Source organism: Bacillus sp. NTK071, assembly GCF_017303315.1.
Taxonomy (GTDB): Bacteria; Bacillota; Bacilli; order Bacillales; family Guptibacillaceae; genus Guptibacillus.
Map to the genome: position 1 here is coordinate 169,599 of NZ_JAFKOI010000004.1, position 14,778 is coordinate 184,376.

The 14,778-nt window shown below is 40.3% G+C and carries 16 protein-coding genes; 6 read left to right on the forward strand and 10 right to left on the reverse strand.

All coding sequences use genetic code 11. The features are described 5' to 3' along the window. Positions 1-159: 159 nt before the first annotated feature. Together JI666_RS09860 and JI666_RS09865 are read right to left on the reverse strand one after the other, a co-directional pair. On the reverse strand, positions 160-459 hold the full coding sequence (locus JI666_RS09860) for a hypothetical protein (RefSeq protein WP_206891300.1): 300 nt from the start codon (positions 457-459) through the stop codon (positions 160-162). A 100-nt stretch (positions 460-559) separates the two neighbouring features. Then, a complete protein-coding gene (locus tag JI666_RS09865; protein ID WP_206891306.1) occupies positions 560-880 on the reverse strand; it encodes a DUF4306 domain-containing protein in 321 nt (106 codons plus the stop codon). Positions 881-1,137: 257 nt separating this feature from the next. On the opposite strand from JI666_RS09865, the gene JI666_RS09870 reads away from it, so the two are divergent. The 4 genes from JI666_RS09870 (at position 1,138) to JI666_RS09885 (ending at position 4,747) form a co-directional block, all read left to right on the forward strand. Next, positions 1,138-1,953 (forward strand): glycerophosphodiester phosphodiesterase, encoded by an 816-nt coding sequence (locus JI666_RS09870; RefSeq protein WP_286170711.1) that lies wholly within the window; start codon positions 1,138-1,140, stop codon positions 1,951-1,953. Positions 1,954-2,077: 124 nt separating this feature from the next. Beyond that, positions 2,078-2,596, forward strand: coding sequence for a hypothetical protein (locus JI666_RS09875; protein ID WP_206891307.1), 519 nt, complete (start codon positions 2,078-2,080; stop codon positions 2,594-2,596). A 126-nt stretch (positions 2,597-2,722) separates the two neighbouring features. After that, positions 2,723-4,117: an amino acid permease gene (locus JI666_RS09880; protein ID WP_206891308.1), complete on the forward strand. Its 1,395-nt coding sequence runs from the start codon at positions 2,723-2,725 to the stop codon at positions 4,115-4,117. A 108-nt stretch (positions 4,118-4,225) separates the two neighbouring features. Next, positions 4,226-4,747, forward strand: a complete 522-nt coding sequence (locus JI666_RS09885) for a hypothetical protein (protein ID WP_206891309.1) — start codon at positions 4,226-4,228, stop codon at positions 4,745-4,747. Positions 4,748-4,803: 56 nt separating this feature from the next. On the opposite strand, the gene JI666_RS09890 is transcribed toward JI666_RS09885, so the two are convergent. The 4 genes from JI666_RS09890 to JI666_RS09905 form a co-directional block, all read right to left on the reverse strand. After that, positions 4,804-6,183, reverse strand: coding sequence for a Glu/Leu/Phe/Val family dehydrogenase (locus JI666_RS09890; protein ID WP_286170712.1), 1,380 nt, complete (start codon positions 6,181-6,183; stop codon positions 4,804-4,806). 87 nt (positions 6,184-6,270) lie between these two features. Further along, positions 6,271-7,254: a Gfo/Idh/MocA family protein gene (locus JI666_RS09895; RefSeq protein ID WP_206891439.1), complete on the reverse strand. Its 984-nt coding sequence runs from the start codon at positions 7,252-7,254 to the stop codon at positions 6,271-6,273. Positions 7,255-7,527: 273 nt separating this feature from the next. Further along, positions 7,528-8,103: a hypothetical protein gene (locus JI666_RS09900; protein ID WP_206891310.1), complete on the reverse strand. Its 576-nt coding sequence runs from the start codon at positions 8,101-8,103 to the stop codon at positions 7,528-7,530. A gap of 64 nt (positions 8,104-8,167) precedes the next feature. Next, entirely contained in the window at positions 8,168-9,064 is an 897-nt protein-coding gene (locus JI666_RS09905) for an acetamidase/formamidase family protein (RefSeq protein WP_206891312.1), read from the reverse strand. Positions 9,065-9,521: 457 nt separating this feature from the next. Between JI666_RS09905 and JI666_RS09910 the strand changes: the two genes are divergently transcribed. Continuing rightward, positions 9,522-10,967, forward strand: a complete 1,446-nt coding sequence (locus JI666_RS09910) for an alkaline phosphatase (protein ID WP_211201480.1) — start codon at positions 9,522-9,524, stop codon at positions 10,965-10,967. A 74-nt stretch (positions 10,968-11,041) separates the two neighbouring features. Next, positions 11,042-11,740, forward strand: coding sequence for a DUF4352 domain-containing protein (locus JI666_RS09915; RefSeq protein WP_206891314.1), 699 nt, complete (start codon positions 11,042-11,044; stop codon positions 11,738-11,740). Between the two features lie 58 nt (positions 11,741-11,798). Here the strand turns inward: JI666_RS09915 and JI666_RS09920 are convergent, their stop codons facing one another. The 4 genes from JI666_RS09920 to JI666_RS09935 form a co-directional block, all read right to left on the reverse strand. Further along, complete coding sequence (locus JI666_RS09920) at positions 11,799-11,960, reverse strand: hypothetical protein (protein ID WP_206891315.1); 162 nt, start codon at positions 11,958-11,960, stop codon at positions 11,799-11,801. A gap of 67 nt (positions 11,961-12,027) precedes the next feature. Next, the gene (locus tag JI666_RS09925) at positions 12,028-12,225 is read right to left on the reverse strand and encodes an IDEAL domain-containing protein (protein WP_206891317.1); all 198 of its coding nucleotides are present in this window, start codon (positions 12,223-12,225) and stop codon (positions 12,028-12,030) included. 428 nt (positions 12,226-12,653) lie between these two features. Next, entirely contained in the window at positions 12,654-13,553 is a 900-nt protein-coding gene (locus JI666_RS09930; RefSeq protein ID WP_206891319.1) for a zinc-dependent metalloprotease, read from the reverse strand. Between the two features lie 330 nt (positions 13,554-13,883). Further along, positions 13,884-14,777, reverse strand: a complete 894-nt coding sequence (locus tag JI666_RS09935) for a LysR family transcriptional regulator (RefSeq protein ID WP_206891320.1) — start codon at positions 14,775-14,777, stop codon at positions 13,884-13,886. Position 14,778: the final 1 nt, after the last annotated feature.

Here is a 14,778-nt window from a genome sequence, read left to right on the forward strand (position 1 = left end):
AACTCGATCCGCGGGTGCCTGTCACCGCCCGAAATGTGTTACTACTTGTCGAATTAATCTGAATTTACGAATTTATGTTCATACGTTTCCATAGGTACAAAATTATTCACGAATGAAAGAACCTGGCGTCTAGGACATCCAGGTTCTTTCGTTTATGCGTTAATAATAGTTCTCTCTCAGAGACTCCTCAAACACTTTCCAATGACCATTCATAACAGACGATTGATAATTCATTACGATATAATTCGTAACTTCCTCACCGTCTTTTGTTTGAACAAAATATGTATCAGATCCTCTATAGTCTATATCTATAATCTCTTCACCCTTGAAAGTATCATTCGAGCTTATAAATGCTTTCAGAGCCCACCTTTCGTTCATCTCATATAATAAATTATAAGGCCCAATCATCATAATCAACGCTACAAATAGTAAGCCAGCTCCTACCTTGAATTGTTTCATGGTCTCTTCCTTTCTCAAATTGCCCTCACCAAATATTACCATATAATAATCAATAGATGACACCAAAAAAAGTGAGGCCATTAGCCCCACTTCCTGACTTCTATGAACTTGTGACATTGCTTTCACCAATATGGACAAGCTGCTTTTTTACAAATTGAATGAGAATAAGAATAATAGCAAAAAGCGAAAGAAAGCAAAGGCTTGTGATGAGCGGAGCCACTTTGAACGCGTAAAGAAACATGTCGATCTCATAAATATCTTTAGAAGCTGAAATCGAACGTGGTGTGAAAATAAGATGACTTTTCCAGTCAGGATTGGCTGGTAATAGGCTAGCTTTCCAGGACATTTCCCAATACGAATAGCAATAGACAGTGAATAGAGACAACAGCATACTCAGTTTGAAGAAACCCCTTTTCTTCACTCTATCACCTCATTTTTTGTATCATACATATTCGAGAAAAGAGCTGGAATTCCTTTTTTGCAAACTGTTCTTGCATCAAGTTTAGTAAGTACCTTTATCATGGTGCTTTTGGTTAGCTTACAAAACAGTGTAAAGTCCTCAGGGTATATTTTCTCACTTTCTGTCATGAATCCTTTATAAATCGTTACTGCACCTTCACTCGCACTTAATATGGATGAGATAGTGTGGTAGTGAACAACAGGAAGGGAGAGATTTTTTTGAGAAAGATACTATCTACAGGTGTGATCGTTATTCTTTTTATGAGTTTATTTTTCGTAGCAGATGGGGATGTTTTAGCGAGTAAGAATTCGAAAAGTGTCCAAACCGTTGCACATCGAGGTGCTTCAGGTTATGCGCCAGAAAATACGATGGCTGCATTTGAAAAAGCTGTTAAAATGAAAGCCGATTATTTTGAACTCGATGTTCAACTTACAAAAGACGGAGAGCTTATTGTCATTCATGACACCTCCGTTGACCGCACAACCGATGGTTCAGGAAAAGTAAAAAATATGACGCTTGAAGAGCTAAAGCGTCTAGATGCTGGCAGCTGGTTTGGAGAAGAATTCGCTGGAGAAAAGCTTCCAACGCTTGGTGAAGTGCTTGATGCCTATCGGGGAAAATCAGGTATATTGATCGAACTTAAATCTCCGTCCCTTTACCCTGGAATCGAAGAAAAAGTTGCCGCTGAGCTTGCTAAGCGACATATGGATAAACCGAACAATAACAAAATCATTGTACAATCATTTGATCATGACTCTGTCGAAACGTTCCACTCTATTCTACCTTCAGTCCCTACCGGAGTACTCGTTAGCTATACCATGTCTGATGAAGGCTTATCTGAAGTTTCTGGTTATGCTGATTACGTTAATCCAGGTATGTGGCTCATCACCTCTGATTATGTAGAACGCATACACAAGAATGGAATGGAAGCTCAGACGTGGACAGTAAGAGATAGAGAATCCATAGAATCCCTGCTTGAAACTGGTGTAGACGGCATTATCACCGATTATCCAGATTACGTTAACCGCAGGTGACAGGCACTCCCCGAATCCACTCGAGTACACTCGAAGTGTGTCGATGAGTATATAAGCGTTTGATAGCAAAGCCTTGTGGGAAGCATTATTTTATATAGGAAAGATAATGAAAGGAGTTTTGATCATGAAAAAGAAAAATTCTATTCTATTAGTAACAGGTTTAACAGTAGGGACGTTACTAGCAGGGTGCGGTTCCGATGGTTCTGAAGAAAATAACGTCACTCAGACCGAAGAAAGTACAATGAATGAAAGCTCAGGAGATAACAGCATGTCAGATAATACATCTGGAGAAAATAATTCTAATGACGGTGCTGAAGGCTCAGACTCTAGTGAAGTGAATCTTGATGTCGGAATTGACACTGTTCTTACTGATCTTGATAGTTTGAATACAGCACTCGAGAATTCCTCAGAGGATAGTTCAAAGATTAATGAATTAGGAACTCAGCTTCAGTCTCATTGGGATTTATTTGATCAAAAACTAAAAGAGGAATACCCTAAGGATTATACTGCGATTAACGATACAATAACTCCACTTATTGAAGAGGCAGCAAAAGAAGAGGTGGATATTGAGAAGACAAGAATGTTACTAGATGAAGCGGTAGAGACAGTAACGAAATTCAAGGACGAGGTACCCGTTCAGTAAGCGAGTGCCTGTCACCACCCGATATATGTAATATTTTGTCATGCCACGGATAATATGAGGCGTTCCTTCTAAAGATAAGGAATGAGTTGTTTTACTCATTTTATTTTTAGAAGGAAGGCTTTTTTTATGAGAAATGAACATGTTGTTCAGCAGGCTATTCAGAAGACGCAGGAGCAGAAAGTGAAAGCTGGGTCTAATCATAAGCTTCACTGGTGGCAATTAACGCTTATTGGAATTGGTTCGATTATCGGTGCAGGTTTTTTCCTTGGAACAAGTCTTTCTATTGAACGTGCTGGTCCTTCCGTACTCATTAATTACTTAATTGCAGGGTTTATAGCATTCTTAGTGTTCAGCGCACTCGCAGAGATGTCTGTTCATGATACAGAGGAAGGCTCCTTTCGGAAATACGCACAAACAGCATTCGGTCATTCGATGGGGTTTATTAGTGGTTGGATGTACTGGGTTTCCGGTCTATTAATCATGGCAAGTGAAATCACAGCGCTTGGTCTTTTTACGCAATACTGGTTCCCTGCTGTACCGCTATGGTTATTAATGATTGTCTATACAGCACTAGGTCTTGGAATTAACCTATTAGGAGTGAACAATTTCAGCACAACGGAATCACTTTTCGCTGTAGTAAAACTAGCTACCCTTGTTGGTTTCATAGGATTTGGTACACTGTTTGTTTTCGACATTGTTTCTCCCGCTTCTTCGATTCAAACGGAGGCGGCGAAGTTTACCACTCTTTTTCCAAACGGCTTTATGGGAACATGGTCAGCAATGATATTTGTGCTGTTTTCATTCGGAGGCATTGCAGTTGTTGGCTTAATGTCGAGCGAGCTGAAACATAAAGATGAAACACCAAAAGCTGGTCTTGTCACAGTGGTTGCACTTACCTTTCTCTACATTCTATCGCTTTTCTTTGTGCTGTATATGGTTTCTTGGAGTGTCATTACGGAAGATGAAAGTCCATTCGTTACTGCTCTATCTCAATTCCACATCCCTTTTATCGGATCTATTTTCACTGTGATTCTAATTACTGCCGCATTCTCCACAATGGTTGGCGCTCTCTTTTCGATTACAAAAGTGATGGTTTCCCTCAGTCGTGCCGGTGATGCTCCAAAGGGGCTCAAAGTCCATACGAAGCGAGGCGTTGCCACAAGAGCCTTAGCTGTCAATGCTGTTGCACTCAGCTTCATGATTGTCATCTCATACGTTCTTCCAGATCAAGTATATGAATACTTAACAACGGCAGCAGGTATTATGCTTATCCTGAACTGGGTTGTGATCCTCGCTTCCCAAATCAAAAACCGTCGCCACTATGCTGAAGCTCCTACTAAGAAAACATATTTTAAAATGATGGGAGCACCTTTCACCTCATACCTTGGGATTGCTCTCATTGTAACAGCGATCGCAGGAGCAGCTTTTCAAGAAAGTGAACGGGTCGGTTTACTTATTAGCGCTGGGGTGATTGGAGCTATTTTCTTATCGTACCTATTTGTTAGGAAAAAGCAGGTATGAGATTTCTCCCCTCTCTTCATCTACTATATAAAAACATTGACTTTCAGCTCCGTTTGAATAAAACGAACTTTGAGAACCGATAATTGAATTTGAAAGGAGCTGATGTTGTTGGAAAAGAAATTACCTATTCTCTTAGCAAGCTGCTTAATAGCTGGGACGCTACTCGCTGGCTGTGGTTCGAATAGTTCTGAGGATAACAGTAGCCAAACGGAGAATAATTCTCCTAGTACTGGCATGGAGAACAATAGTGTGACGGAAGATTCTGCCGGTGGAGAAGGTGCCGGTAACGTGAGCGCTGATAGTGGAGTACAAGAGAATAAATCGGTTAACTTGGACGAAGGAATCAATACCGTCCTTACAAATCTTGAAGAATTGAAAAGCACGCTTGAAAATGCAAGCGATGACTTTGGTAAAATCAATGATTTGGGCATGTCTATCGATTCAAGTTGGGATGAAATCGAATCCCAGATCGAAGAGAACTATCCTGACGAATATAAAACTATAGAAGAAAGTCTTTATCCACTTATTGATGAAGCGAAAAAAGATAAGCCTGATGCTGATAAAATGAATCAGTTGCTAGATGAGACAGTTAAGAAAATGAATGAATTTAAAGAGAAGATGGCTACTTAAGAATTAGAAAGCCCCCTGCCTGATTACACTTAATCAGGCAGGGGGCTTTCTATATGTTAATACAATTTACCATGGCGATAGAGGATATTTGATAGCTTCATCACAGTGTGAATATAGCAGTTCTGTCTTAATGGGAATGGATCGCTGAAGAATTGTGGATAGATCGTATCCATTGTCTCCTTCATTTTCTTAAACAGCATTGTAAAAACTTCTTCTTCGCTGTAGAACTGCGTTTCCCTGCCCTGCAACCATTCGAAATAACTGACAATAACACCACCAGCGTTTGCAAGGATATCAGGGATAATTAGTACGCCATCGTCACTTAACTTACGATCGGCATCGAGCGTAATCGGACCATTTGCACCTTCAACAATCATGCGTGCTTTCACTTTGTCTACGTTATCTTCACGAATTTGATCTTCAAGCGCAGCAAGAATTAACACGTCTGTGTCGAGATAGAGTACGTCTTCTCGATCTTGAATTTCCGCTTTAATGTTATTCTGACTCAGCGCTTCGTTTGTTGTAGGCAAGTCACCCTCATGATTTGAAGTGAACTCAATTAGTCCTTTAATATCGAGTCCTTCTTCATTATATAGGGTTACGTTCCGATCGCTTACTGCAACCACTTTTGTATCGAGATAATTACAAGTGTACGATTCAAGAGCAGCGACTGAACCAACATTACCAAAGCCTTGGATTCCGATGGTTAACTGACGTTTTGTATGGTTCAGGGCTGTTTTCGCAAAACGGTTATCGTTTTTCTTAAACCATTCTTCGTTCTCGTTAACAAAATTATGAAGCATATAGCGTAGTGTATAGTACACGCCCTTACCTGTTGCTTCTCTTCGGCCTAATGATCCACCGTTTACCTGACTCTTCCCTGTAAAGCTTCCTCGGTATGGCCGACCGGGATGAATGCTTTTATACTCTCCCATCATCCAGTCCATTTCACGCTCTCCTGTTCCAACATCAGGTGCTGGGATATCCTTATCAGGTCCAAGAATGTCACTAAAATTATGAACGTACTTTTTGGAAATGGTATGTAATTCTTTTTCTGTGAATTCACGTGGATTAATCACCACGCCGCCTTTTCCACCACCAAACGGAACATCATGCAGGGTGTTTTTCAAAGTCATGAGTGTAGCAAGATTAATCACTTCATCTTCCTTTACCGTCTCATGAAATCGAATTCCGCCTTTATATGGCCCGACGGCGTTATTGTGCTGAACACGAAATGCTGGAATTCTGAGAATTTTACCGTTCTCAAGCGGCACACGTAGAAAGGATTTCTGAATTTGATTTGGTGTAGAAAGAATCGATTCAAGCGAAGTGAACGCTTTCTTTCTTTCCTCGTCTTTGAAATTAGGTAAAAATGATTCATCTTCTAATAGTGCATTTAATGATTCTTGTACGACTTCCCCATATTTACTAGCCAATTTCATCCCTCCAATAGTTGTCATCTATTAATATCGTACCCGTTTGAATCTAGTTCAAACGGGCTGAATGAAAAGGCTTACTACTTATTAACTATTGTCTGCCGGAAAAACCACACCGATTTGTTTGCGCGCTTCATCCATCACTTCAATTGAGAGAAGCGAATTTTCATGCGAATTGATATCTGATTCCGTCTTACTAGATTGAATCAATTCGATAAACTCCTTTGCTTCATACATCATCGTGTGTTGTTGAGGCTGACTTAGGTCTTCGACTGATCCATCCCGATACTGGATCTTCACATTCATTGGAGATCCAATTTTATCAATAAGGATGCTACCGTTCTCCCCCTGAATTTCAGATGGCATATGGGAATCTGTAATTTTAGAAAACATGATAACAGCCTCTTTATCATCATATCCAAGTAAAATACTGCCTTCACCATCAACACCAGAGTCTAGCATGACTCCTTCTGCTTTAATCGAATTCGGTTTACCGAGCATTGACACAACAGGGTAGACGCCGTACACTCCGATATCCATAAGGGAGCCGTTCGAGAACTCAGGGTTAAATGCATTCAACACTGTTCCCTCTTTATATGCATCATAGCGAGAAGAGTACTGTCCGTAATTCGCTACAAAGCGGCGAATCTTTCCGATCTTATGTAAATTCTCTCGCACCATTTGCATATTCGGCATAACAGTCGACTTCATCGCTTCCATGAGAAGAACTCCGTTTTCTTTGGCCACTTCAATCATTTGTTTCACTTCCCTCCCGTTTGACGCCATCGGCTTCTCACAAAGAACGTGCTTCCCAGCGTTCATAAAAATAACCGATTGCTCAGCATGAAGTGAATTTGGACTGGCGATATAAACAGCGTCAATTACATCACTATTCGCCATTTCCTCAAGACTTGTAAACGTTGCTTCTGCACCATGCTTCTCAGCAAACGCCTTCGCTTTTTCCTCTGTTCTAGAATAAACCGCAGCGAGCTTAAACTCACTTAACTCACTAGCCCCTTCCAGAAACATCTCTGTAATTTTGTTTGTCCCTATCACACCAAAACGTACCATCATAATTTCCTCCTATATTTCGACAAGTGCCTGGCACTACAGGAAGAAAGTCCTATGTTCACAGGCACCACTCGGATTTTGTCACTTTTTGTTCTATGGTTTAGTTTAGTCTTCTCTGATAGAGGATTCAATAGGGAGCACTTGAATAGAGTTTCCTGCGTTCACAAACTGATAGGTCTATGGAAGAAATCGTTCAACATAAACAATGGATAACTATGTTTAAAAGCGATGCCGCAATTAAGGCATCGCTTTTAAACATTCTATTCTATAAACCTACTCGCTCTTCACTTTCTCTTCCTCATATCGTTCATAGAAAGTTAGTAACATTCTCAGACTGTTCTCAAACGTTCCATGAAGATTGTGGTACTGAGTTTGTAACGTATCCCTTGAATGAGTTTCGGAGTCCCTTAAGTCATATACACTCTCTTCAATAGCAAGGCAATTTTCAATAACATATTTCAATTGGCTTATGACATTAGGTGAGTAGGTTTCTTCAAATGCTAGGGTAAGTAATAGATTTCGCGCTTCTTTCACGTCTAATGCAATCTGATCGATATCAGCTTGATTCATTTTGGCAGACTCTTCACTCATCATCCACTCCTGATCGTACATTTGGAGAAGATATTGTAGGTGATCATTTGTCATATCCTCACTCGAAACAGACTCAAAGTTATTAGTAAGATCATTCAATTGCTGCACGTAGTCCTCCACTAAATATGGGTCCGCATGATAAGTGAGAGATTTATTCAAGCTAAGTTCTGAATACGGATAGAACCAGCTTATGCCGAAGAAAAAAAGAATAATCATCCCTACTATAGAAAGGGCTATAACGTTGAGTTTGCTTCGCATTAACGTCCTCCCGAATTCGCAGGTGACAGGCACCACCCGGTTTATGTCAAACGTTGTCGAACATCTAGATCAAGCGCACACCTAGTTTTGCTTCAAGCCATTTTGGCACGACGAATCTTGCTGTCATAAGGGGATCGACGACCTGGCAGACTTCTACCTGTCCAATCGCACTCATGAGCATTGTAACTTCCCCAATCGGCATTCCAGTTCTCTCAGCAATTCGATCGATCATAAGCTCTGTTGCTTGTTTAACCGCTTCATCGAGGGTTTCTGCTGATGCAATCTGAGTAACAACTTCTTCATTCTCGAGCATCGGTTGAGACATAGGTTCGCCCTTGATTACTTCAAGTTTCACTGTTGCTCTTCCGGGCACTTCAATTCCGGAGACGCTCACTTCACCGTCTCCCATCGCAGCATGGAAATCACCAAGTCCAAATAGGGCACCTTCTGCGAAAACCGGGAAATATAGCGTTGCCCCTTCAGTAATCATCTTGTTATCCATATTTCCTCCATGAGCACCTGGTGTGCCACATGAGACACCTTCTCCTTCAGGTGCCACTCCGATTACACCGATCATCGGGTTTAACGGAATTTCGAGTTCATTAAATAGCGCTTTACCATTTTTAATCGGAATAATTTTTGATTCCATCTCTTTCAATCGATGCCCCATCACGCCAAGGTCTGGGCCAACAACCATGACACCCTGCTCCCCAATTTCAAGCTTTTCTATCGTTACCTTTAATACGTCACCAGGCAATGCATCCTGTACATAGATAGGACCAGTCGCAGGATTAACACGATCCCAATCAATCCCGGTAATTTCCGTGTCCTCCGTTTGTAGCTGGTTTTCGAAGCAATCGTAAGTCAAGATCTCAATCGTGGCACCTGAAGGCACCACCTTAACGGGCTGGTGGTCTTTATTAAAGTCATAAATAACCGATTCATTTGAAAGCAATTCCATCGTATGTATCCTCCTTTTATTGCTTTTGAACTATTATGACAATTTTATCAGTATTTTCATTTTTTTACACCATTTCGTCTTCGCTATTTTGGTACACCCTATCTATTGAAAGCTTTATATAAGCTATACGCATGAAAATATCCCTATGAAAAAAGACATACCTAGCAGGAATATCCAAGGGGTAATCCATTTATTAATCGACCTTTTCTACCAATTACGTCTAAACGTGTTGCATTCATGACGTCGTTTTCATTACGATCTAATTGGGAATGCAACTGATTATTATACAAAGATATTTTGACAACAAGACCTAATATTCGCTCTCATCACCTATTCTACGACCACATCGTTCGTCCCTATTTTCTTAACACAAACCTAACAATCTATTAATATCGCCTTTATCTTGGTCACGTACACTGTGGGGTGTGAGACAAAAACAATTCGGGAGGATTCATATATGTTTATCAAAAACGCTAAGAAAAAAATTATTCCTTTCGCAGTGATTTCGTCACTAGCGGTTGCAGGATTTGCTGGAAATGCACCGGGTATTGAAGCAAAATCTGATAAAGACCATAAAGATAAGAACGAAATCGAGAACGTAATTTTCTTAATCGGTGACGGTATGGGGCCAGCTTATACGACAGCGTACCGTTCTTTTAAAGATGATAAATCAACACCATATATGGAAGAAACAGCTTTTGACCAACATCTTGTTGGTGCTCAACAAACGTATTCTTGGGATCCTGAAGAAACTGTAACCGACTCTGCAGCAGCTGGTACAGCAATGGCAGCTGGAATTAAAACATACAATGGTGCTATCTCAGTTGACGTTGACAAAGAGGAAGTAAAAACAGTTCTTGAAGAAGCAAAAGAAAACGAAAAAGCAACAGGACTTGTTTCCACTTCACAAATTAATCACGCAACACCAGCATCATTCGGTGCACATGATGAGTCTCGTAATAACTATAACGATATTGCAGATGATTACTATGATGAAATGATTAACGGTGAACATAAAGTAGATGTTCTTCTAGGTGGAGGTACTTCTTACTTTGAACGTTCCGACCGTAATCTTACTGAAGAGTTCAAGAAAGACGGGTATAGCTATGTTACATCTAAAGAAGAGCTTGCTAAGGATAAGAACGAACAAATCCTAGGTCTTTTCGCTCCAAAAGGTTTGGATAAAGCGATTGATCGTACTGAAGATACTCCTTCATTAGAAGAGATGACAGATGCAGCACTTGACCGTCTGAAAAAAGACGACGACGGCTTCTTCCTAATGGTTGAAGGGAGCCAGATTGACTGGGCTGGCCATGATAACGATGCGGTTGCAGCCATGAGCGAGATGGAAGACTTCGAGAAGGCTTACCAGAAAGCAATTGAATTCGCGAAGAAAGACAAGCATACACTTGTTGTCACTACAGCAGACCACTCTACAGGCGGAATGACGATGGGTCGCGATGGTGAATACCAATGGAATCCTGCTCCACTTAAAGCAGCGAAAAAGACACCTGACTTTATGGCAGCTCAAATTGCTGAAGGTGCTGATGTAGAAGAAACATTGAACAAATACATCGACCTTGAACTTACTTCTGAAGAAATTGCCTCTGTAAAAGAAGCAGCAAAGACTGAAAAGACAGTAGAAATCGACGACGCAATTGAGAAAATTTTCGATCTACGCTCTGGTACTGGCTGGACAACTGGCGGGCACACAGGTGTTGACGTAAATGTATATGCATACGGTCCAGAATCTGAGAACTTCATCGGCCTTCACGATAACAGTGAAACAGGACAAATGGTTATGGATCTTTTAAATAAAAAGCAAGATAATGATCACCATAACAAAGATCACGACGATGATGAGGATCATAATAAAGACAAAGGTCACCGTAATAAGCACTAAAAAGAAAAACAAAAACTCCCGCTGCTTTAGTAAGGCAGCGGGAATTTTTCTTCATGATGAAGGAGGTCATTATAATGAAATATGTACTTCTTATTTTCCTATCGGCATCCCTTTTTCTTGGTGGATGTGCCGCAAATAACGAACAACAGAACGCTGGGTCTCAGGATGAGTCTTCAACAAATACAGCAGAACAATCCGATACGAATCAGAACACAGGCTCATCAACAAAAGAGTCCACTGAGAACAAGAACATCGTCGATAGCCCACAGGCTCCAGATGACAGCTCATTAACTGAAGTTGGTCAAACATTTGAGGATCAAGATGGCTCGATTACGTTAAAAGCAATCTCAGATTACAATGAAACCACTACCGTCGGAGATGTTGAATTAACTATTTCAGACGTGAAAGTGATGAACTACTCCCCTTCTCCAGATCTAGTTGATTTCTTCCATGGCTATTCAGATAATGAGACTCAGTTTAACTACGTGAAATTACGCGTAAGTGTGAAAAACACGTCAGATCAAACAGTTAACTTCGCGCCAGTCTCTGTTCTCGAAACGAACAATGAGAAAAAAGGTTTTGATGAAGACTTCTATCTGGAGAACTTATATGGAGACTTCGCACCTGGTGAAGAGAAAACTGGTCAGCTTGGCTTTGTCTTAAATAAAACGGATGTTGAAAAACTAGAATCTATTACGGTACACACGAGCGATGTATTCGATGAGAATAAAGAATCATTAACAAAAGCCAAATCTATTACAATCCCATTCTAAAGACTCCCCTTTGGGGGTCTTTTTGTTAGATTAGTGGATGTCCTCTAGCAATAGCTCCTTATTCAGACACACCCTTATACCCTTTCGATACAAACCAGAAGAAGTAAGTAACAAATGATAGACCGAGACCACTGAAAAGAAATACCGACTGAAGTCTGTACCCTTTATTCTCAACCATCCAATCCATCGCCAAATGAAAAACCGCTGCTAAATCTAGCATCAACATCTCCTCCTGAGTGTTTGATTACTAGATTATAAGCAAGCGGTCTTAAATATATGACTATTATTTATTGAATTGAATTAAGACGGTCGGTTAGTTCCATAAACAACTCTTGGTTACGCTGATCAAGAGCTTCGTCAATCTCTTTCTTAAGTTCGTCTTGTCTTTGTTCTATAGTGGAAGCATTGATGTGTTCGATAAGTTGTTCAACCATTTCCTGTCTCTTTTCTGAAATCTGATTCTGGTACACTTTTCGATTCTCCATCGCGCAATCCTCCATTCATATTGATAGAAACGTTGCTACGTTTGCTATGCTGTTAATTCTATTCTATCCGATTTTTAGAGAATATAAACAATAGTTTAGAAGATTCTAATAAAAAAGGTCGAATTTTGTACTATTTTACTAGATTTAAGCGTTATCATTTTCCATAGGATACCAATTAGACGCTTTTTACTATCAAAAGGTGAAAATTTTCATATCATAATTTCTTATAAAATTGCTAGGCATGTCTGCTTGGATCTCTGATGCTTAATTAAAGGGACTTTCCTCCAAGCCTTTTTGCTACCAACCATATCTCTTCAATCTATATTCTTCGTCCATAACGTTATAGACTTCATAACAAGCCAATCAATACTCAAAAAAGGGTATCTCCGAAATCTTCGAAGATACCCTTTCTACTTGCATCACCTTACTTAGTTACCGTACCAGCTTTTGTGGGCTTCAATCTCATCGTCGTGATCTTGATCCCAGTAGTCTACACTGTAAGAATAGTCATAGTTCATAATGCACTTAATACCACTTCCTTGCGCATCGTGGCTAAGACCGTAGTTGTGAGAGAATTCGTGCTGTGCAGCATGCCATGTGTTTGTCGCGCCTTGGTCAAGGTTAACAGAAACTGCACTACCGTTAGGTGAACCCGGATATACGTATGCAATACCACCAGAATTGAAGTTAGGGTCTTTCGTGAAACCTACAACAAAGTCATACCCATTGCCATTCCAGTCGCGATCCATGTCTTGAAGGATTTCAGAAGCGTTTGCTCCTTGAGAACTCCACTGACCAAGTGCTTTGATTTCAAAATCAATATTGTGGTCACGAGTAAATCCGTTATCTGCATTCTCAACAATGTTTTGTGTTAGTGTTTGCCAATCACTATGTGCCGCTCGATATTCTTCGTCAGCAGCGATCAATACCGTTACGACTTTAGCAGAGCCAGCTGCAGGCTCTTCTGGTGGTTCAGTTCCACCGCCACCACCGCAGAGGAAAATGCATAGTTCGCCTTCTGTTGCTTTACCGTTCTTTTTCTTTTCTTTCGCTGCTTTCTTTTCTTCTTTATCTACATTCTTGTTTATCTTCTTTTCGCTAAGCTTCTTCCCTTTTTCGTCCAATACGTCTACGACTGTTGAACGCTCAACTTTAGCAGGCTTATCGAACTTTTCCTTGCCTTCTGTTTTCGCTTTCGGAAGCCCATCGATTGTAACCTGAGTTCCTTGAGAATCTAAAGTTGTTGTTGCTGCACTTGCTTCACTGAATCCTGGAGCAATTAAAAGTGTTACTGCAAGAGATAGTGATGCGAATCCTTTAATCTTCATTCCTTTTCCCCCTAAGTTGTTTTTAGCACATCTCCTAATCTAGCATAGGAGCGCTAGAATTAAAGGGGCCAAAAGGTAGAAAACAGTCGAATTGTGTCTGGGGAAAAAGCACTCAATTTATTAACAATTCCACAATAATGTGAATCATTTCCTTTACAATTTCCTTTATGCCTCTATATCATCACTTGATTTAGGAATAAAGGTCTATCCTCTAATACCAAGGCACATAAGGACACAACCGTTTCAAAGTGATTAAAATAGGAGTTTAGTCACAGAACTCTATCATGTAAATTTCTCGAATGCCTACGGGAGCTTTAAATCTAGTATTGCTCAATCAAAATGAGAGGAAGAACGGATCATTTCTACAAACCTTCTTGCTGAAGGCGTTAGAGCATTTTCAGTTTCTAGACTAACCAAAGCTACCGATCGATTGATACCATGAAAATGGGTTGGCTCTAATCTAACTATTGTTCCGTTATCTATTAAATCTTGAGCTAGCGATTCAGTTAAGAGAGCAACGCCCTTTCCCCTTTGAACAAAATCTAATGCAGTTGAAGGCGGGAGTTCAATTGAATCCATTCCAAAAGAAAGCTGTGTTTTCTGCCAGTGCTTACTCTCTTCGCTCCAATCGGTCAAAATGTAAGGTTTACTATTTGCAAACACCTCTTCTACTGTGTAGCTTCTTTCTTTCCACTTATTAATTGGATGGTTTTTGTGAGCGACAAATATAAGAGGTTCTTTTATCAGATGAAGTTTTTTAAGATCACTATTGAAGAAAGGATACGTTATCAAGCCCATTTTAATAAAACCATCATAAAGCATCTCAATAATTTGTTGATTATGTCCGGTATGAATAACAAGATCGATCTCGGGGTAGTTCTCGTGCATGCTTGAGATCGTTGATGAGAACAAACCTGTTGTAAAAGTAGGTAAAGTACCTATTGTGATCTGTCCCCTCTTCCCTTCTTTAATCGATTGAGCCCTCTCCGCTCCTAAGACAAGAACTTCTAAAGCCTGACGAGCGTAGGGAAGAAACCCTTTCCCAAGGTCGGTTAGCTCCATCCGCTTCCCTACTCGTTCGAATAATGCTCCCTCTATGCTTTTTTCAAGCTCTTTTACTCGCAAGCTTACCGTAGGCTGCGAAACATCTAAATATCTTGCCGCTTTACTGAAAGACCCTAATCGAACAACATTGTCAAATGCTTTAAGTTGATTAATTTCCACA

Bases quoted from the DNA above. Each gene is read 5' to 3' on its own strand.
- JI666_RS09860 (WP_206891300.1), bottom strand. From the start codon at position 459: ATGAAACAATTCAAGGTAGGAGCTGGCTTACTATTTGTAGCGTTGATT.
- JI666_RS09875 (WP_206891307.1), top strand. From the start codon at position 2,078: ATGAAAAAGAAAAATTCTATTCTATTAGTAACAGGTTTAACAGTAGGG.
- JI666_RS09880 (WP_206891308.1), top strand. From the start codon at position 2,723: ATGAGAAATGAACATGTTGTTCAGCAGGCTATTCAGAAGACGCAGGAG.
- JI666_RS09895 (WP_206891439.1), bottom strand. From the start codon at position 7,254: ATGGTACGTTTTGGTGTGATAGGGACAAACAAAATTACAGAGATGTTT.
- JI666_RS09900 (WP_206891310.1), bottom strand. From the start codon at position 8,103: ATGCGAAGCAAACTCAACGTTATAGCCCTTTCTATAGTAGGGATGATT.
- JI666_RS09905 (WP_206891312.1), bottom strand. From the start codon at position 9,064: ATGGAATTGCTTTCAAATGAATCGGTTATTTATGACTTTAATAAAGAC.
- JI666_RS09910 (WP_211201480.1), top strand. From the start codon at position 9,522: ATGTTTATCAAAAACGCTAAGAAAAAAATTATTCCTTTCGCAGTGATT.
- JI666_RS09915 (WP_206891314.1), top strand. From the start codon at position 11,042: ATGAAATATGTACTTCTTATTTTCCTATCGGCATCCCTTTTTCTTGGT.
- JI666_RS09920 (WP_206891315.1), bottom strand. From the start codon at position 11,960: ATGCTAGATTTAGCAGCGGTTTTTCATTTGGCGATGGATTGGATGGTT.
- JI666_RS09925 (WP_206891317.1), bottom strand. From the start codon at position 12,225: ATGGAGAATCGAAAAGTGTACCAGAATCAGATTTCAGAAAAGAGACAG.
- JI666_RS09930 (WP_206891319.1), bottom strand. From the start codon at position 13,553: ATGAAGATTAAAGGATTCGCATCACTATCTCTTGCAGTAACACTTTTA.